Source organism: Natrialba hulunbeirensis JCM 10989 (genome assembly GCF_000337575.1).
Taxonomy (GTDB): Archaea; Halobacteriota; Halobacteria; order Halobacteriales; family Natrialbaceae; genus Natrialba; species Natrialba hulunbeirensis.
The window spans coordinates 1-18,663 of sequence record NZ_AOIM01000018.1; the positions used below are offsets into that span (position 1 = coordinate 1).

Sequence of the window (18,663 nt, forward strand, 5' to 3'; positions counted from 1 at the left end):
AGATGTGTATAAGAGACAGGAGCAAGCGCTACTAAATCCTCGGGAAGGGGCGATCGAGACGACCGGAAGCTGTAGGCGGTTAAAATAGCAGAAAACGAATCTGTGGGGCTCGAGACGGGCGGCCTCAGTAGTCGTCCAGCTCGTACAGCTCGCCGTACTTTGATTTGGCGTACTCGAGGAAGTAGTCCGCCGTGAACGCCTCGCCCGTGGCGTCCTCGATCAGGTCGGGCGTCGTGTAGCGCTTGCCGTGCTGATGGATATTCTCGCGGAGCCAGCCGTTGAGGTCGTCGAACTCGCCCTCGCGAACTTGGTCGTCGAACGCGCCTCGCGGCTCGTCGCCGCTCGGCTCTTCCGAGGCGGTCGCCTCGCCCCCAATATCGTCCTCGGCCGCAGCATAGAGCTGTGCGGCGAGCACGGAGCCAAGCGAGTACGTCGGGAAGTAGCCGAAGGAGCCGTGCGACCAGTGGATGTCCTGCAGGCAGCCCTCTGCATCCGTTTCGGGGCGGACGCCGAGGTACTCCTCGTACTTGTCGTTCCAGACCTCGGGGACATCTTCGACCGCGAGGTCGCCAGAGATCAGTTCGCGCTCGATTTCGAACCGGATCACGATGTGGAGGTGGTAGGTGAGTTCGTCCGCCTCGACGCGGATCAGGTTGTCGTCGTACACCTGGTTCGCAGCCTCGTAGGCCGCCTCGGGAGAGACGTCCGCGAGTTCGTCGAACCGCTCACGAGCGATCGGCAGGAAGTGCTCCCAGAACGGCCGCGAGCGACCGACGTGGTTCTCCCACAGGCGCGACTGGGACTCGTGAACGGTGAGGTCCCGCGACTCACCCAGCGGCGTCCCGTAGTGTTCGTCCGGCAGCCCGAGCGTGTAGTTCGCGTGGCCGAATTCGTGAATAACGGACGTGATCGAGCCGAGCAGGTCGTCCTCCTCGAATCGCGTCGTCACGCGCGCGTCGTACTGCGTCCCCGAAGAGAACGGGTGCGGTGCCGTATCGAGACGGCCGCGCGACCAGTCGTACTCGAGTGAGTCAAGCACGTCGCGGGCGAGCGCTTCCTGATCATCGTCGTCGAACGTGCCGGAGAACGCGTCGGTTTCGATGTCGGCGTCGCTCTCTTGAATCGCATCGATCAGCGGGACGAGTTCGTCGCGCAGGCGTTCGAGCACGCGCTCTGCGGTGTCGAGGTCGAGGTACGGTTCGTAGTCCGCAAAGAGGACCTCGTAGGGGTCCGCGTCGGGGTCGATGTGGTTCGCGTACTCGCGTTTGAGTTCGACGAGTTTCTCGAGTGTCGGCGCGAAGGCCTCGAAGTCGTCTTCCTCCTTGGCCTGCATCCACGTCGGATGGGCGTTCGCGGTCGTCTCGGAGATTTCCTCGACGAGTGCCTGTGGGACGCTGGTTTCGCGGTCGTAGCGCCGGCGGACCTCGCGGACGGCGGCGGCCTGCTGTCCGTCGAGGTCGCTGTTCGCGGTTTCACCGCTCCCGTCTCGAGACGATGCGGCCGTCTCGCTGTCCTCGAGTTCCTCGAGCAGGTCGCCGGTCTCGTCGGCAGTCAGTAGTTCGTGGGTGATCGACGAAAGCGTCGAGAGCTGTTTTGCCCGGGCTGGCGTACCCTCCTCGGGCATGACGACTTCCTGGTCCCATCGCAGGACACCGCCGGCGTTCGCGACGTTCGAGATGCGCTCGATGCGTGTTTCGAATTCGTCGTAGGTCGATCCCTCCCCCTCGGGTTGGGCCTGATCGGCTGACATATGAGCCGATAACGTGGGTACTGGTATCAACCTCGTGGTTCCGGAACCTGCTGTCCGAAAGTCGCGGTGGGGGAGGTCGGCACGCGTCCATTAACAACCCGCCGGTGGTCGACCGGCGGTCAGCCAGCGATCCGTTATCTATCCACCAGCGACGCAGCCACGTCTGTCAGCACCGGTACTAATCGTGAATCCGTGCTATCGAGCGGGTGAGGGGGTTCCGGACTACGATACGCGGGACCGGTGATACACGGATGGAACGTGCAAGCCGCAGGCTGTTCGCGTTCGCTGCTGTGTCACGGGTATGGTCGTCGCATCAGCCGTCGTCTTCGTCGTCAGCCTGCTCATCGGTGCACTGGGAATCTACGTCGGCGCGCGGATTATCGTCGGCGAGCGCAGTTTCGACCACGCGATCGTCACCGCGCTGTTCGGCGCGATAATATGGGCAGTCGTCGGCTATCTCGTCGGCTGGATTCCGCTCGTCGGCCCCCTCCTCGCGTTGGTCGCGTACATTGCAGTGATCAACTTCCGGTACCCTGCCGACTGGACTGCCGCCGCAATGATCGGCCTGGTCGCGTGGGTCACCGTCCTGATCGTCCTCTACGCCCTCGCCGCGCTCGGCCTCACCGGCTTCGAGGCGGTTGGCGTACCGGGCGTCTAACAGCGCTGGTCGGGGTGCGTTTGCTGGCTGTGGTCTCCTTCGTCAGAGACGCTGCTCAGCCACCCCCTCACTGCAGCCACGTCTCCGCAACACCACGATACGTCTCGTAACAGCGATCGAGTACCTCGATCGAGACGCTCTCGTCGTCGGTGTGGGCCTCCCCAGGCTCGGCTGCCCCGTAGATCACACACTCCGTTCCCGCCTCCGAAAGCCACCCCGCGTCCGTCGCGTGCGGCTTCGTCACGAGTTCCGGTGAGCCGGACTGGGCATCATCGGCAACCGACTGCACCGTCCCCGCGAACGACATGTCGTCACATCGCATCGGCGGCAGATCCTGGTCGACCATCCACTCCACACCGACGAGTTCCTCGACCTGTCCGAGATCCGCGCGCTCGCCCGGCACCGTCCGCTCGTCGACCGTAACCTCACAGCGGTCGGGGATCACGTTCATCGCCGTCCCACCCCCGATCTCGGTGACCGCGATGGTGCCCTCGAGTACCTCCCCGGCCACGTCAGCCGCGGGGAACTCGAGTGCCCGGATGCGATCGACGGCGTCGGTCGCGCGGTAGATTGCGTTCTCGCCAGCGTCGATCTCGCTGGCGTGGGCGGCGCTGCCGTGTGCCGTAATCGTGCTCCCCCGGCGGCCCTTGTGGGCGACGACGACGTCGGTCACGTCGGGGCCGGAGTAGTTGGTCGAGCCCTCGCCGACGATGGCGTACTCGGGGGAAAAGCCCTCGCTGATGGCGTGTCGCGCTCCCGTACCGCCGACTTCCTCGCCGACGAAACTCGCGAAGACGAGTTCGCCGGGGGCGTCTGTCTCACCGGACTGTGGCGAGCTACTCGAGTCGGATGCGTTGAGCTCGCTGTCGCGGAACGCGAGCATGGCTGCTGCGACGGCTCCCTTCATGTCGGCTGTGCCGCGGCCGTAGAGGCGGCCATTTCGCTCCTCAACGTGAGAGGAGCTGTCGGCCTTGAGCTGGGTGTCGTCCGGTTCGACGACGTCGTGGTGGCCGACGAGCGCGAGGGTGTCGCCGTCCGCTGTAGGTCCCTTGCGTGCGATCACGTTCCCGACTGCGTCTCGCTCGACGTCCGCGTCCGTCTCGCGGCGCAGCCACGACTCGATGAACTCGCCTGCCTCTGTCTCACCCTCGTCCGTGTGACTCGGAATCGAGACGAGTTCACGAGTCAGCGACGCAACTGTCATGGTCAGGGTGTCTACGGTTTACTGTAAGTCAGTTCCGGCGCAACCGCCGCACGAGTCGCGGTTGCGCCGGCAAATCGTTACAGGGTCCGTATCGACAGCCGAGCTGTTCAGTCCACCGGACAGCGTGGATCGACCGCCAAACCGTGTTCAAATCGCCATGCACAGCGCTCAAACAGACCGACTCGGATGACTGGCGTCGACCCCCGTCTCGATCCCACCGGTAAGCCGATCAACCGAGTCGCGGACAGTCCGAAGGCTCGCCGTCTGTTCTTCGCTCGCCGCTGCGACCGATGCAGCCGAACTCGCAACCTCGTCGGCCGACTCCGAGAGGTCGGCAAGCGTCTGTGCCGTCGATTCGACGCCGGCGACCTGTTGATCGGCGGCGGCCGCGACCTCGTCCATTCGCGCGGTCGTCGTCCGTGCCGACTCGTGGATCTCCTCGAGTGAGTCGATCGTTCGACGGACGCGGTCCGTGCCGGTATCGACGCGCTCGACCGTCTCCTCGGTGGCCTCGACTGCGGCGGCGGCGTCCTCGCGGATCGCCTCCGCGGCGCGTGCAATGTCGGCGAGATCGGCCTTCGTCTGCTGGGCGAACGTGCGGACCTCGCTGGCGATGATGCCCATGGTTTCGCTGCCGGTCTCGTTTCCGGTGGCGGCACCAGCGCCACTGTCACCCGTCGCTCGAGCGGATTCGATCTTCGCGTTCGCGGCCAGCACGGACGTTCGCTGGGTCAGATCGTCAAGTCGGTCGACGAGATCGTCGATCGCCTCGATCCGGTCGGCGAGCGCGTCCATGTCCGCCGCGACGCGATCGGTCGCGTCCTCGATCGCACCGAGTTCGTCCAGCGCCTCGTCGGCCGCATCGACGCCGTCGGCAGCGAAGCGCTCGGTTCGAGCGCTCTCAGCGCGGGCCTCGTCGGCTGCGTGTGCGATTTCGTCCGCAGCGTCGCTGACGTCGTCGAGTTCCCGGGCGGCGCTGGCGATGTGGGTTGCCTGCGTTTCAGTCTGGTCACTGATCGATTCAGCCCGCTGAGCGACCGTCTCCCCCGCGGTGTGAAGGTCAGCAAGCGGTGCCTGAACGTCAGATTCGACCTCCCGAGCGAGAGCAGCCCGTCGCTCGATTTCGTCTTCGAGCCGCTGTGCGTCGGCGTCGACATACGTGTCGACCGCAATTTGCATATCGAGATTGAGCAGGCGCAACAGCGAGAGCACGTCCAGCATGCCGTCGTCGATCGCCTCGCGAACCGTCGTTTCGAACGACTCCTCGAGTGTAGTTCGAGTCGTGTCGGTGTGTTCGCCACCACGGTCATCGCCAGTATCGCCTGACTGGGCTTCTGTCTCTGCTTCCGGTTCCACATCGTGACGTCCGAACCCGAGCGCGCTCACGACCCGACTGAGTCCTGTGCCCGGATCGTCGGCGTCGGCCTCGGCTTCGCGTTCGTCTGCCCACTCTATGATCGCATCCACGACCTGCTGCTGGACGCGCTCGTTCAGCCGCGAGAGCAGTAATTCGTAGTAGACGCCGTACTGTCCCACGTAGTGGTGCAGCGGCATGTCGAGCAGCTCGTGGAGCTTGCCGATCCGAGCGCGATTCGCGAAAAAGTCCTGGTCGTACGAACCGGTCGCCAGCGAGACAAGGTACGCCTGTTGGGTCTGTTTGAGCGCGTCAGTCCCCTTTGGTGATCGGTCGACGATTGCCTGCGTTCGGTCGTACTGCAGGACGTTGTCGTAGAAGTCGTCGGCGATCGCTTCCCGGTTGTCACGCAACAGCGGCTCGAGATCGGCGAGTCGCCGCTCGTCGGCCGAGTCGAAGCCGATGAATGCTTTCCGCCAGGCGAGTTCACCGTCGTCGAGTCCGATGCGATCGACGAGGTCGTCGACGTCGAACGTGCCGTTGAGTCCGCCGTTTCCGAACGTCTCCTCCGGTTGCATTGGTTAGGAGTCGATCGGAGGTGAATCATTGAAATTTCCGTGACTGTTCTCGCCGAACAAGAATGGGGTGTCGATTGTTACGTGTAGCCAAGCGGTCAGCAGTCTATTACCCATCGTACTGAGCAATCACCAGGCCAGAACAAACAAGCCAGACTCAACAGCCCAGATCCAGTAATCCAGACCCAACAGCCCAGAACTGACACCGTGGTCGTGCGGTGAACACCCTTATAGGCGTACGTGAACCAGTTCACGTATGAACGTCGTGCCGGATACGAGCGTGGTCATCGACGGCCGCGTCTCGGCGACGATTGACGATGGGCAGTTCGAGGGAGCGACGATTTCCGTCCCCGAAGCGGTCGTCGCAGAACTCGAGGCGCAGGCCAACGACGGCATCGAGACCGGCTGGGACGGCCTGGAAGAACTCCAGCAACTCGCCGACCGCGCCGACGAGGGCGCGATCGAACTCGAGTACGTCGGGGAGCGGCCGAACGCGATCGAGCGCGGACACGCCTCCGAAGGCGAGATCGACGCGCTGATCCGCGACATCGCGGAGGACCTCGAGGCGACCTTCCTCACGAGCGATATCGTCCAGGCCGAGGTGGCCGAGGCGAAGGGCCTCGACGTCGAGCACGTCGCTCCGGAGACCCGCGAAGTCGACGTGGGGACGCTCACCGTCGAGACGTACTTCGATGAGGCGACGATGAGCGTTCACCTGAAGACGGACACCGCCCCGATGGCAAAGCGCGGCGAACTCGGCGAGATGCGTTACGAGGAGATCGCCGACGAGCCGTTGGACGAGGCGACGATGGACGAGTACGCCCGCGAGGTCATCGACGCCGCGAAGGAGTCTTCGGAGGGCTTCATCGAACTCTCGGAGCCAGGAATGAAGATCGTCCAGTTCCGGGACTACCGGATCGCGATCGGTCGCCCGCCGTTTGCGGACGGGATCGAGATCACCGCGGTTCGGCCGATCGCCCAGACGGACATCGAGGACTACGAGAACGCCGAGGAGCTGAAAGACCGCCTTCTGGAGCGCCAGCGCGGCGTCCTCATCTCCGGTGCGCCCGGGGCCGGGAAGTCGACCTTCGCCCAGGCGGTCGCCCGGTTCATCTCGAACCACGACTACGCCGTCAAGACGATGGAGAAACCCCGCGACCTGCAGGTCGGCCCCGAGATCACCCAGTACACCGAACTCGGCGGCGAGATGGCGAAGACGGCCGACGCCCTGCTGATGGTCCGACCCGACTACACCATCTACGACGAGGTCCGCAAGACCGACGACTTCGAGGTCTTCGCGGACATGCGCCTCGCCGGTGTCGGCATGATCGGTGTCGTGCACGCGACCCGTCCGATCGACGCCCTGCAGCGCCTCGTCGGCCGCGTCGAACTCGGAATGATCCCACAGGTCGTCGACACCGTCGTCTACATCGAGGCCGGGGAGGTCAACACCGTCTACGACGTGCGCACGGAGGTCAAGGTACCCGCAGGTCTTACCGAGGAGGACCTCGCACGACCCGTCATCCAGGTCACGAACTTCGAAACCGGAGAGCCGGAGTACGAAATCTACACCTTCAACCGGCAGGTCGTCACCGTCCCCCTCAAGGAAGAAGAGGGCGGCCCCGGCAGCGAATCCGGCGTCGACCGCATCGCGAAACAGGAGATCGAACGCGAGATTCGCTCCGTCGCCCGCGGCTACGTCGACGTCCAGTTAAAGGGCCAGAACACCGCCACCGTCTACGTCGAAGACGACGACATCTCGAGTGTCATCGGGAAAGGCGGCGGCCGGATTACGGACATCGAGAACCGGCTCGGTATCGACATCGACGTGCGAACGCACGACGAGAACCCGAACTACGGCGCAGGTGCGGCCGGTACAAGCGCGAACGGCGGCGGTGGCGGTAGCAGTGGCGGCAGCGGTGGCCAGGCTGCAGGCCAGATGGTCACGCCCGAAATTACCTCCCGCCACATCGTTATCCCCGTCGACGGCAACCACGGCGAAACCGTCGAGATCCAGGCCGGCGGCGACTACCTCTTCACCGCGACGGTGAGCCGTGGCGGCGAAATTCAGGTTTCGCGCGGCAGCGCGATCGCGGACGAGTTAGAACAGGCGATCGACCGGAAGGATCCGGTTACGGTCGTGCCCTCGTAATCGTGCTGTCGTAACCGTGTCGTCGTAATCTTCAGAACGAGTTAGCCGTTGCATTTGTTTCCAACCATTCCGTGAGTTGGAACTATATGAACGACCACCATCACGGTGAAAGATTACTAGCTGTTTAAGGAGTTCGTATATATGTGAGACGATTGTCCCACCAGATAGAACGAACATGGTGAATCCAAACAATGTGTGCTGAACGCAGTGTAGACCGGACAAACGTCCACGCAGAAACAGCTGTCCCGCCCGATCCGTTCATCGCTACTCACTCCCATCTCGAAGCCGCTCGCTCCCGCATCGTCGACTCGATTCAACAGCGCGTCGCCGATGCAGGTGCCCACGGCGTCGTCGTCGCGATGAGCGGCGGCCTCGATTCGACCGTCACAGCAACGCTAGCCGTCGAGGCACTCGGTCCCGAGCGCGTCCTCGCCCTCGCACTCCCGTGTCACAAAACCGAACAGCACGACGCCCGCGACGCCCGTACAATTGCGGCAGGGCTCGGCATCGAGTTCGCCGAGATTCAACTGCGGCCGCTCCTCGAGTTGTTCGACGACACGGTGGCGAGTGTACTCGAGTGTCGGCTCGATGGAGACGGGGACGGGAGGAGAGACATGGTCGAAATCGAAGACGACGACAGTGGCAGAGACGGTGAGAGTGACAGTACCGACGACAACGTCAGCAGCGACCGACCCAACGAACGCAACTGCGAACTCGGAAACGTCGTTTCACGCCTCCGGATGAGCTGTGCCTACTACGCGGCCAATCGCGACCAGCGACTCGTTCTTGGCACGGCGAACCGCTCGGAGTTGCTACTCGGATACTTCACGAAGTACGGCGACGGAGCGGCGGACACCTATCCGATCGGTGACCTCTACAAGACCGAGGTACGGGCGCTCGCACAACGAATCGGCATTCCGCGGCGCATCATCTCCAAGTCACCGACGGCCGGATTCTCGGCTGACCAGACCGATGCCAACGAACTCGGTGCTCCCTACGAGACGATCGATCCACTGCTATTCCGGCTGGTCGAGCAAGAGCAATCAGTCGCCGACGCTGCTGCCGATCTCGACCTCGACTGGAAAACGGCACGAACGATTGCGTGGCTGTGTGCTGAAACCGAGCACAAGCGCCGTCGACCGCCGACGCCGGACGTCAGCCAATTCAGGCGTGTCAATATTGACACAGACTGACTGGTGACCGCTGCCGATCAGTCACTGTTCTGCTTCGTACCGGTACAGATTCGGATTTCGCCACCAGAACAGCCCCCACGAGAGCATGAAGCCCGCACCCATCGCGATGATGTCCTGCAGGATCTGCCAGAGGCCAAATCCGACGATTGCGACCAACGCGAGCGCCGAGCCGAGTGCAGCACCGACGATCACGAACAGCACGTCACCGATGATGTGCTCGCGCGGCTGCTCCCAGTAGTGCTGTCGGTCCTCGTCGTACCAGACGCCGACGTAGATCAACACCGGCGACATCGCCGTGATAATCGTGACGACCTGAAAGTCCGGCCCCAACCCTGCCGGCCCGAGGACCGTGAAGTTGAGCAAATTCGCGATCATTGCCGTCGCGAACAGTCCGACCAACAGCCAGCCCCACCGCGGTAACGCCTCCTTGTCCATATCTGGGGAGCGTCACTGTATCAAAATAATCCTGCCGTTCTTGGTGTCATCGCCGAGTCGGACAACAAGAAAGAGAGTGACAGCAGGGGGTTATTCTGCGCAGCAGGCGTCTTTCTTCGGGGCCTCCTCCACACCGCTTCCATCCGCCGCTACTGGTTCTTCCAGCCGATACAAACTCTGGCGCGCATCAGCAAAGTAGATGTCTTCGTCGACGATTCCGATCTCCTCGAGACGCTCGAGTGCGTACCGAACCGTCCGCGCAGAGAGCATCGACTCCTCGACGATCTGCTTCTGGGTGAGCGGCCCGTCGTACTCGAGAACCTTGAAAACGAGTTTGGCGCTCGGAGGCAAGTCTTCGATCTCCTCCCCGTCGGTCTCTACCATGTTACGAATCGAAAGCGTGCAGCAGTATAAAAGTTGAGCCTTTCACCGACAAACTCACAGAAAATTCCAGGTGTAGTCCTGAGTAAAATGAGAGTATTACGCCTATAAGTACCATTAGTTACGATTGACCAGTTGGTCAGAACAGCAGATGTCACTATGATTGGTGTAGGATGAAACAAAAAGAAGGGAAACACTAGCTGATACGCACCACTCATGGTTGTTGAATCTACACAGGACCATATACACTATGATTTAAGTATTGGTAATAAATAGAGTCAGTAAATGAAAGATGTGGTGACCCAACCGTCATCATCACAAAGTGGGGATCGGGGAGCAGCTCCATTAATTGGAGTTATCCTGCTCTTTGCGATGGTATTCATGGGAGCGGCACTCGTCTTTGCCGTTGGGTCTGGTGCTCTGGATGCGCTCACAGCACAGACGCATGCGGAAAAGACAGAACAGGAACTCAAGCAATTTGATAGTGACTTGGCGTCCGTCGGCTGGCAAAACGACACAACGGAAACCGTCTTCCTTGGAGATGGGACACAGAATAAGTTAGTAACAGACGGTTCACTGACTGTCAACGTCTCTGATGGGTACAATAGCAACGAGGAGAGGATTCCACTAGAAACAATTGTCACGACGGACGAAAGTGGAAATGAGTACGCATACCAAGCAGGCGGCATCTGGCGATCCGACAGTGAGTACGCGACGGCCGTTTCGAACCCTAACATTAGGTACTATACTGAACTTTCGGATGGTGAGCAGGTTGGTCGACTTGATCTCTCGCCAACAACGATTCAAGGGTCCGTCGGGTCCGGCGAACACACTGTACAGTCTGGACAGTTACAAGAATTCGACCTACTTGGTGACGAGCTAGAGTATGTGAACTACGTTACCGTTGAAGTTTCAGAGACAAACTATCACAATGGCTGGTACGACTTTCTGAAAGAAGAGTTCGAAGCGACCGACGAAGACAACGTTTCTGGGCTGGACTGCAATCCAGCGACAGAGGTAACGACGAACATTATCTGTCACAACGAAGACGAACAAACGGTTACTGTCGTTGCTGGTGTTGATGGTGAAACGCCACTAGCAAATCTCGTCGATGTCGAACCGACCGTGTACGGTGGATTATATATCGAGGGGGACGAGAACGACTTCGGATCAGCACTCGAAGTGACTGCCTACGATAATCAGACTGTTGGTGATAGAGAAACGAACGATATCTTCCTCGCCAATTACAACGAGTATGATTTGAAAAACAATGCACCAGGGGCACCAAACGAGAATAACAATGCACGAAACACAGTTATTGACGGAATCCCCGTCGTAAATGGCGAACTCGGCTCACAGGGGAACCCAGTGATTACACAGATTGGGTATGGTGTCTCCGTCGATGGAAAAGAAATTGAGAATAACGATGGAGATACGATCTACCAGTTAGATCCGCAAGAGGGAGGTGAACCACGTGCACTTGCAGCAGAGCTTTCTGAGCCGTACGACAGCATCGATGAGATCGACACTGAAGTCGATAACCTGCTCACCAACTACCTGAACGAAAAACCAGCTCCAGGAAGTGATGTTTCGAGTGGACTCTACAGCGACATCTCATCATCCCATATTGATCAACTCGACTCAAGCAACGGCGACGTTCATATCGGTGTCGAAAACGATCTGACGCTCACTGACGCCACGGTCGAAGGAGATAATCAAACAAGTTTCTACGTCGATGGCGACATCACTGTTTCCGAGGTAAACATCGATCCCGACGACCGTGCTAATTCGCTGTGGATATACGGGACGAGTGACTCGACGATTGAAATTGATGGCGACTTCCAGGGCGTGATCTATGCACCTGGCGCAGATATCAAAACTAACGACGGCGTAGCAATCGATGGTGCGGTTGTCGCTGGAGACGATGTCGGGATTGGCGATAATGTACATGTCAATTTCGATCGGACGCTACGAACAGATACGCCGTTCACGGATGGTGACGAGGATCTATTCTTCGAATATGTCGAATCCAGGCCGCCAATTGACGCGACGTTCATACTCGACAGTTCTGGTTCGATGGGACCACATAACATCTATGGGAGTGTGTACGATCCAATCACCGAAACTGAAATCAGTGGCTCTGATTGGGAGACAATTCCAGTTGACGAACCGTTCCGAAATACGCACAGTGAACTAGGCGGGTTAATACGCCACGATATAGAAGTTAGAAACACAACAGTCGGTGAAACATCGATATTAGAATATCGGGAAGATTATGCTGATCCGAGTGAGTGGGATGAGGTCCGAGTCATTGATGAAACATGCTTTGCTGGATCCTGTACTAATCAGGCCGATCTTGGTCTTTATCAACATCCAGGAAACGATCCGAGTGATCAACGAGTTGCCGCAACGAGACACTTTCTCGACTTGATGAACGAATCAGAAGGTGACCGAGCAGGTGTTTACGAGTTCGACAGCAATGGGAGAACCCTCCATCATTTGACTGGTGATCTAGAAGGAGTCAAAGATAGTGTCGCTGGGAATGGGTACGCCGGAACGAATATGGGTGCCGGTCTGCGAGAAGCGCTCGATGACTACGAAACGCACGGTGAAGAAGGGCAAGAGCGTATTGCAATTCTTCTTAGTGACGGGGAAAACAGTGATAGTAGCGGGGATGCTCTCATGTGGGATCAGGTAGAGCGGGCAAACGAAAACAATGTTACACTCTATACTGTTGGTCTCGATGGCCTCGAACACGACCCAATCCCCGAGGACAAACTGATAGAGTGGGCAGAAGCAACTGGTGGAGAGTTCCACGGTGTTGATGACTCTGACGACCTCTATGATCTCTTCGAGATGATCGCAAGAGAAGAGATTGAAGTCGATGCAGAAGTCCAGGTCGAGATTTCGGTCACTCACGAACGAGAGACGACAAGTGGCTATGCGGTCAACATTGCTGAACGGACAGTCGAACTCGAGTCGTAGACAGATAGAAAACAACACTCAGGGTTCTATTTGTGCAATAGAGAATGCGAACACCTTTTCACCACCGACGATAGAGTCACAGACATGTCGACCGAATCGATTAGCGACCGGCGCGAGCACATTCGCTCGATCAGCGTCACCGCGCTGGCCGCGCTGCTCGGCGTCGGGACGGCGCTCGCCTCCATGGCGCTCACCGGTGATGTCTCACCGGGTGAGGCCGCAGGCGATACGCGAGCGCTCTTGCTCGTCCTCACCGCGATCGTCGCACAGATCGTGCTCTTCGACGCCACGAGCATCTACAGCGACGACGAGTTCGGGATCAAACACTACCTGTTCATCACGTTCATGACCTTCTCTATGTGGTTCGTGACGTGGGGAATCCTGCTCACCGCGGAGCTCAACGCATAACCATGGCGGATGACAGCATCGCCGTCGTAGATCTGGATCGGTGCCAGCCCGACCGCTGTAGCTACGAGTGCAAGAACTACTGTCCACCGAATCGAACCGGCAAGGAGTGCATCACGCTCCGGGGCGAAGAAACCCCAGAGGGACAGCCCGAGCAGGTTCGCATCTCCGAAGAGATCTGTCTTGGCGAAACGTGCGGTATCTGCGTCGAGAAGTGCCCCTTCGACGCGATCGAGATCATCAACCTGCCACAAGAACTGCAGGAAGAACCCGCCCACCGCTACGGCGAGAACGCCTTCTCCCTGTACGGTCTCCCGGCCCCACAGGAGGGGAACGTCACCGGTATTCTCGGGCCGAACGGGATCGGGAAGACCACCGCCGTTCGCATTCTGGCCGGTGAACTCGAGCCCAACCTCGGCCGCTACGACGAGTCGCCAGACTGGGACGACGTACTCGAGGCCTACCGCGGCACAGAGCTCCAGGACTACATCGCAGACGTACGCGACGGCGACATTACCATTGCTCGAAAGCCACAGTACGTCGATCAGATTCCGAAACAGTTCGACGGCAACACCCGCCAACTGTTGGAGCAGACGGACGAACGCGACGCCCTCGACTCGCTCGTCGAGCGGCTGTCGATCGGCCCCGTCATGGACCAGGCGATCGAGGATCTCTCCGGCGGCGAACTCCAGCGTGTTGCGCTCGCAGCGACGCTGGCACGGGATACGGACTTCTACTTCCTGGACGAAATTACGCCGTACCTGGACATCGGACAGCGCGTTACCGCAGCGCGGCTGATCCGCGAACTCGCCGAGGACGAAGGCAAGTCGATGCTCGTCGTCGAGCACGACCTCGCGATCCTCGACCTGCTCGCGGACACGCTGCACGTCGCCTACGGTGAACCCGGTGCCTACGGTGTGATTACCTCGCCGAAGTCGGTCCGCAACGGGATCAACGAGTACCTCTCGGGCTACCTCGACAACGAGAACATGCGGATCCGCCAGAACCCGATCGAGTTCGAGGAGCACGCCCCACGAACCGCGACCCACGGCGACGTGCTCGTCGACTATCCGGACCTCTCAAAGAGCTACGGCGATGGCGAGTTCAGCCTCGAAGTCGAAGGTGGCGAGATCCACCGCAACGAAGTCCTTGGCATCGTCGGTCCGAACGGGATCGGGAAGTCGACGTTTGCGAAGTTGCTGACGGGGAACCTCGAGACGGACGAGGGAGACGCTGATCTCGATCTCGACATCTCCTACAAGCCACAGTACGTGACGATCGACCAGCACATGCGGGTCGACGCGTTCCTCTCGTCGATTACGGATCAGTTCGGCTCCTCGTACTGGAACACCGAGATCGCACAGCCGCTCCAACTCGAGCGGATCATGGAGCAGAACCTCTCCGATCTCTCGGGCGGTGAGCGCCAGCGGGTCGCCATCGCGGCCTGCCTCTCTGACTCGGCGGACCTCTACCTGCTCGACGAGCCGTCGGCACACCTGGACGTCGAACAGCGCGTGCAGGCGACCAGCGCGATCCGCCGCTACGCCGAACAGCAGGATGCGACCGTGATGGTCATCGACCACGACATCTACATGATCGACCTGCTCGCGGACCGACTGATGGTCTTCGACGGCGAACCCGCGATGCACGGTCACGCCGGCCAACCACAGGCGATGCGCGACGGCATGAACGAGTTCCTCGCAAACCTCGAGGTCACGTTCCGCCGCGACGAGCGTACGTCGCGTCCGCGGATCAACAAGCCGGAGTCACAGCTAGACCGCGAGCAAAAGCGCGAAGGCGAGTACTACTACTCGCCCTGAGAACGTTCTCCGCGTCTTCGCGTATTCGAGTCTCCGCATCTCCGCGTCCTCGAGTTTTCGATTTTGGATTTTCGACGACCCCCCGTTGCTCCCGTTCACTACACGAGCGTACGGACCGATCAGAGGTTCGTAACGTCCCGGTCGAGGACCACGACAATTCCAGCTAACACTAACAACACACCCAGCAACGCGTAAGCGAGGACCGCACTCGAGACGACCAGCGTTCCGGTCGCCCCGAAGACCGCGCCGGCGGCGGCGACGAGCGTCCCGAAGAGAATCAGTCCGGTGCCGACGAGTTCGGTCGTCACGCCGTCGTCCTCGGTCTCTGGTGCTGCATCGGGGCGCTCGAGTGGGTCCACCAGTCGCCACTCGGGTTCGTCGGCGCGTTCGAGTCGGTACCGGCCGCGGGAGAGCGAGGAGAGGACGGCGTCGCTTGCGGCGTGGACGGTGGACGTCCACCAGTCGTCAGTAGTTGTCGCAGTGCTAGTGCCGGCCTCGGTGTCTGCGGCTGGCAGGTCGGTTCGAGCGAGATAGACCGGTTCGCCGATCGCGTGATCGATCGACGCGGCGTCGTAGCCGACGTCTTCGATGAGTCGGGCGAACAGAAAGTCCTCGGACCACGGGATCGGCTTCTCGAGTTCGAACGCGATGACCTCGCCGTGGGGGAGCGAGACGGTGAGTTCGACCGTCGTCTCGTCGAGTGCGATCACGTCGGCGATTCGTCCCTCGACGTATCCCTCGGGAGTTGTCATCACGTCGATTCGGCCGAGTTCGTCGGCAAGCGGACCTTCCTGGGGATGGTGAGCGGCGTTCGACCGATTGGCATCGCCAACCGCACTGTCTGGCGATCCATCGCGGCGAGTGTCGCTGGCACGGCCGTCGGGATCTGGGCGGTCAGTGCGAGCCGTCCGGTCGGGACGGCCGCGGCGATCACGCGACTCGGTGGCCCCGCGCGTCACTTCGATCTCGACCTCGCCGCCGGACGCCTCACCGCCAGACTCGTCGCCGTTCGTGCCGGATGGACTCGCGTTCGAGTTGGGAGGAGTGGGAGTGTCAGCGTCGGCACTCGAGTCGGAGTCCGAATCTGCGTCGGTGGGAGAGTGGTCGTCTGTCACGAGTGGAGTCTGGGGTATCGTTGGAAGTGCGTTCTGGGTGAATACGAGTACCCTATCGAACTGCCGGTGTCGGTATCGACATCGACACTGTCGAAATTGGGTAGTCAGTCACCCGTACGGGATCGAGCGGTGTAAGTCGTTTGCCAGTATCGTGTCTGTGTGTCTGTGTGTATGTGTGTGTCCAGTGCACAGGGCAATCAATCATCCATCGAATCCGAACGTTCCAGACCGGTAGTCGATATCTTACGTCACAACATCACAACATCACAGCGGCGTCGCCCGAACCACCGCGAACAGGCCGTCACCGTGGCCCTCGCGAACATCGATGTCCGCCGACTCGAGTTCGGACGGATCCTCGAAAATCGTCTGGACGCGCGCCTCAACGTCGAAGCCGGCCGACTCGAGGAAGGCAGACGCCTCGTCTGCGGTCAGAAACTCCGCGTCGGCGTAGAACGGACTCTCGTCCTTGTGTTCCTGATAGACCTCACCAACCGGGCTTGCCCGGTCGAGGAACGCGACGACGAGCGTCCCATCCTGTTCGAGGACGCGACGGGCTTCGGTAAGCGCAGTGGTTGGCTCGTCGACGAACGACAGCACGGTGACGAACTGGACGTACTCGAGTCCCCCGTCATCGAACGGAAGCGATTCAGCGACACCGCGAACGGGAGTGACGCCGCGCTCGCGTGCTCGGTCGAGCGGGGCGCTTGCGGGGTCGACTCCGAGGGAGACGTCGAGCGGGCCGGCGAACCGGCCCGTGCCGACGCCGATCTCGAGTGCCCGGTCGGGAACGGGAGCGGGACAGACGGACTCGAGTGCCGCCTGCTCAGCGCGATAGGCGCCGTCGTTTGTGTCGAACCAGTCGTCGTACGTGTCGGTATGTGTCTCAAAGGGGGAGGGTGTCATAGTGATGAGACGGGATGAGCCGGCAGGATTCGGGAATCAACCAATCAGTCGCTGACAGCTGCCACAGAGGTTCTCCTCTTTGATGTCGACTTCGCGAACGGTTGGCGAGAAGTTCATCACGCAGCGGTTGTTGTCGCAGTGTTCGAGGCCGTAGGTGTGACCGATCTCGTGGACGATTTCCTTACGGACGCGATTCTCGAAGATTTCGCTGGCACTCTTGTTCGAGAAGCCGCCGTCGCTCGAGGTCTGCAGGCGGTAGGTCGAGACGACGCTGCCGCTGCCGTCTAGATAGGCGAGACCGAAGACGTAGTTTCGGCGACGGTAGAAGAGGTCGTGTGGTGTGATAGCAATATTCTTTGCACCGCGGCCGACGCGCTCTGCGAGCTGGATGAACGCTTCGGCGGAGTACTGATCGCGTCCGGAGTCGTACGCGCCGTTTGGCACCGGCTGGGAGTCAGTCACGGAGACGTCGCAGTCGTAGACTGACCGCAACGCGGAGGATGCCGCCCGTTTGACTGCCGCGGGGACGTTGCCGACCGGCACGATGTCGACGAGCATGACAAACGCTATGGTCGCTTTGCTCATAAACATCCCGCCATGGGCCACATTCGGCGAAATCAAACCACACTGACAGCGATTCTCGCGGCATACGACCGGCTCGTCGAGGTGGGGATCGGCCGTCGGACGGACGTTGCCGCGGCGCTCGCCGAGCGTGGCTGTACCGTGACGGCGACGGATATCTACGACCGGGACGTTCCAGAGGGAGTTAGATTCGTTCACGACGATATCGTCGATCCAGATCCGTCGATCTACGCCGACGCGGACGCGATCTACGCCCGGAACCTGCCGCCCGAACTTCACAGACCCGCCCGCGACGTAGCCCGAGAAGCGGGGGCAGACCTGCTCTTTACGACGCTCGGCGGCGACCAGCCCGCGATTCCGGTCGAGCGCCGAACGATCGAGACGGGAACGCTGTACGTGAGCCAGCGATCCGGTTCGGGTCGAGACGCATGAATTAACATCAATGGAACTGTTCCGTCAGGACGACCCGTGCTCCCCGACCCACTGCTCTCCGCCCTTCTGCTGGTGTTCATCACCGCCATCATCACCGCAGTGATCGCTGGCCTCGGGACGGTCCTCTGGGTCGTCCTCCAGATCGCGGCCGCCCCCGGCGTCGTCGTTCACGAGTTCGCACACGCGATTGCCTGCCGGCTCACCGGTGTACGGATTCACGAGGTCGTCTACTTTCGCTTCGGGGACCCGGCCGGTTACGTCCGCCACGAGCAGCCCAAACGGTATCTCAACGCCTTCGTCATCGGCGTCGCACCGTTTCTGGTCAACACCGTCGTCGCGTTCGGCGCGCTGCTCGTGTTCGCGGACCTCGTGACGACAACTGGAATCGTCACCCCGTCCAGCGGCGTGCTCCCTGCCGTCGATCCGGGGGCCGCATCGCGCGAACTCCTCGCCGGCGCGGTCGCGCTGGGCTGGCTCGGACTCGTGATCGGCGTCCACGCCTTTCCGAGCACCGGCGACGCGAACGCACTCTGGGCACAGACACGCGCCAGGTGGCGTCGCTCACCGCTCGTCCTGCTCGGAATCCCGTTCGTTCTCGTGGTCTACGTCGTGAGCCTGCTCTCGTGGCTGTGGGCGGACGTGCTCTACGCGATCGGGCTGTTGCTGCTCGCGTTCGCGGTCGTGGGTTCGCCGCTCGTGTGATGGCGGTGGCCGTACGG

The 18,663-nt window shown here is 60.8% G+C and carries 16 protein-coding genes; 8 read left to right on the plus strand and 8 right to left on the minus strand.

Annotated elements, in window-relative coordinates:
* Positions 1-124: 124 nt before the first annotated feature.
* Positions 125-1,750 carry a carboxypeptidase M32 gene (locus C483_RS07355; protein WP_006652726.1) on the minus strand — a complete coding sequence of 542 codons (1,626 nt, stop codon included), beginning with the start codon at positions 1,748-1,750 and terminating at the stop codon, positions 125-127.
* A gap of 301 nt (positions 1,751-2,051) precedes the next feature.
* Between C483_RS07355 and C483_RS07360 the strand changes: the two genes are divergently transcribed.
* The gene (locus C483_RS07360; protein WP_006652727.1) at positions 2,052-2,408 is read left to right on the plus strand and encodes a hypothetical protein; all 357 of its coding nucleotides are present in this window, start codon (positions 2,052-2,054) and stop codon (positions 2,406-2,408) included.
* 67 nt (positions 2,409-2,475) lie between these two features.
* On the opposite strand, the gene C483_RS07365 is transcribed toward C483_RS07360, so the two are convergent.
* Together C483_RS07365 and C483_RS07370 are read right to left on the minus strand one after the other, a co-directional pair.
* Positions 2,476-3,612 carry a M20 family metallopeptidase gene (locus tag C483_RS07365; RefSeq protein ID WP_006652728.1) on the minus strand — a complete coding sequence of 379 codons (1,137 nt, stop codon included), beginning with the start codon at positions 3,610-3,612 and terminating at the stop codon, positions 2,476-2,478.
* Positions 3,613-3,780: 168 nt separating this feature from the next.
* Entirely contained in the window at positions 3,781-5,544 is a 1,764-nt protein-coding gene (locus C483_RS07370; RefSeq protein ID WP_006652729.1) for a globin-coupled sensor protein, read from the minus strand.
* Between the two features lie 253 nt (positions 5,545-5,797).
* On the opposite strand from C483_RS07370, the gene C483_RS07375 reads away from it, so the two are divergent.
* Both C483_RS07375 and nadE read left to right on the plus strand, forming a co-directional pair.
* A complete protein-coding gene (locus tag C483_RS07375; RefSeq protein WP_006652730.1) occupies positions 5,798-7,693 on the plus strand; it encodes a PINc/VapC family ATPase in 1,896 nt (631 codons plus the stop codon).
* Between the two features lie 191 nt (positions 7,694-7,884).
* Positions 7,885-8,886: an NAD(+) synthase gene (gene nadE / locus C483_RS07380; protein ID WP_006652731.1), complete on the plus strand. Its 1,002-nt coding sequence runs from the start codon at positions 7,885-7,887 to the stop codon at positions 8,884-8,886.
* A 21-nt stretch (positions 8,887-8,907) separates the two neighbouring features.
* Here nadE and C483_RS07385 read toward each other — a convergent pair whose 3' ends face one another.
* Together C483_RS07385 and C483_RS07390 are read right to left on the minus strand one after the other, a co-directional pair.
* Entirely contained in the window at positions 8,908-9,321 is a 414-nt protein-coding gene (locus tag C483_RS07385; RefSeq protein ID WP_006652732.1) for a hypothetical protein, read from the minus strand.
* 90 nt (positions 9,322-9,411) lie between these two features.
* Positions 9,412-9,705: a MarR family transcriptional regulator gene (locus C483_RS07390; RefSeq protein WP_006652733.1), complete on the minus strand. Its 294-nt coding sequence runs from the start codon at positions 9,703-9,705 to the stop codon at positions 9,412-9,414.
* Between the two features lie 282 nt (positions 9,706-9,987).
* Here C483_RS07390 and C483_RS07395 point away from each other — a divergent pair, with 282 nt between their 5' ends.
* The 3 genes from C483_RS07395 (at position 9,988) to C483_RS07405 (ending at position 14,912) form a co-directional block, all read left to right on the plus strand.
* Positions 9,988-12,687, plus strand: a complete 2,700-nt coding sequence (locus C483_RS07395; RefSeq protein WP_083860408.1) for a vWA domain-containing protein — start codon at positions 9,988-9,990, stop codon at positions 12,685-12,687.
* A gap of 84 nt (positions 12,688-12,771) precedes the next feature.
* Positions 12,772-13,095, plus strand: a complete 324-nt coding sequence (locus C483_RS07400; protein ID WP_006652735.1) for an EMC6-like membrane protein — start codon at positions 12,772-12,774, stop codon at positions 13,093-13,095.
* Positions 13,096-13,097: 2 nt separating this feature from the next.
* The gene (locus tag C483_RS07405; protein WP_006652736.1) at positions 13,098-14,912 is read left to right on the plus strand and encodes a ribosome biogenesis/translation initiation ATPase RLI; all 1,815 of its coding nucleotides are present in this window, start codon (positions 13,098-13,100) and stop codon (positions 14,910-14,912) included.
* Between the two features lie 119 nt (positions 14,913-15,031).
* Here C483_RS07405 and C483_RS07410 read toward each other — a convergent pair whose 3' ends face one another.
* From C483_RS07410 to C483_RS07420, 3 genes are all read right to left on the minus strand, one after another.
* Positions 15,032-16,027: a hypothetical protein gene (locus C483_RS07410; protein WP_006652737.1), complete on the minus strand. Its 996-nt coding sequence runs from the start codon at positions 16,025-16,027 to the stop codon at positions 15,032-15,034.
* Positions 16,028-16,291: 264 nt separating this feature from the next.
* A complete protein-coding gene (locus C483_RS07415; RefSeq protein WP_006652738.1) occupies positions 16,292-16,930 on the minus strand; it encodes a class I SAM-dependent methyltransferase in 639 nt (212 codons plus the stop codon).
* A 36-nt stretch (positions 16,931-16,966) separates the two neighbouring features.
* The gene (locus tag C483_RS07420; protein WP_006652739.1) at positions 16,967-17,488 is read right to left on the minus strand and encodes an archaemetzincin family Zn-dependent metalloprotease; all 522 of its coding nucleotides are present in this window, start codon (positions 17,486-17,488) and stop codon (positions 16,967-16,969) included.
* A gap of 39 nt (positions 17,489-17,527) precedes the next feature.
* On the opposite strand from C483_RS07420, the gene C483_RS07425 reads away from it, so the two are divergent.
* On the plus strand, positions 17,528-17,944 hold the full coding sequence (locus tag C483_RS07425) for a UPF0146 family protein (protein ID WP_006652740.1): 417 nt from the start codon (positions 17,528-17,530) through the stop codon (positions 17,942-17,944).
* Between the two features lie 36 nt (positions 17,945-17,980).
* Entirely contained in the window at positions 17,981-18,646 is a 666-nt protein-coding gene (locus C483_RS07430; RefSeq protein WP_006652741.1) for a DUF3267 domain-containing protein, read from the plus strand.
* Positions 18,647-18,663: the final 17 nt, after the last annotated feature.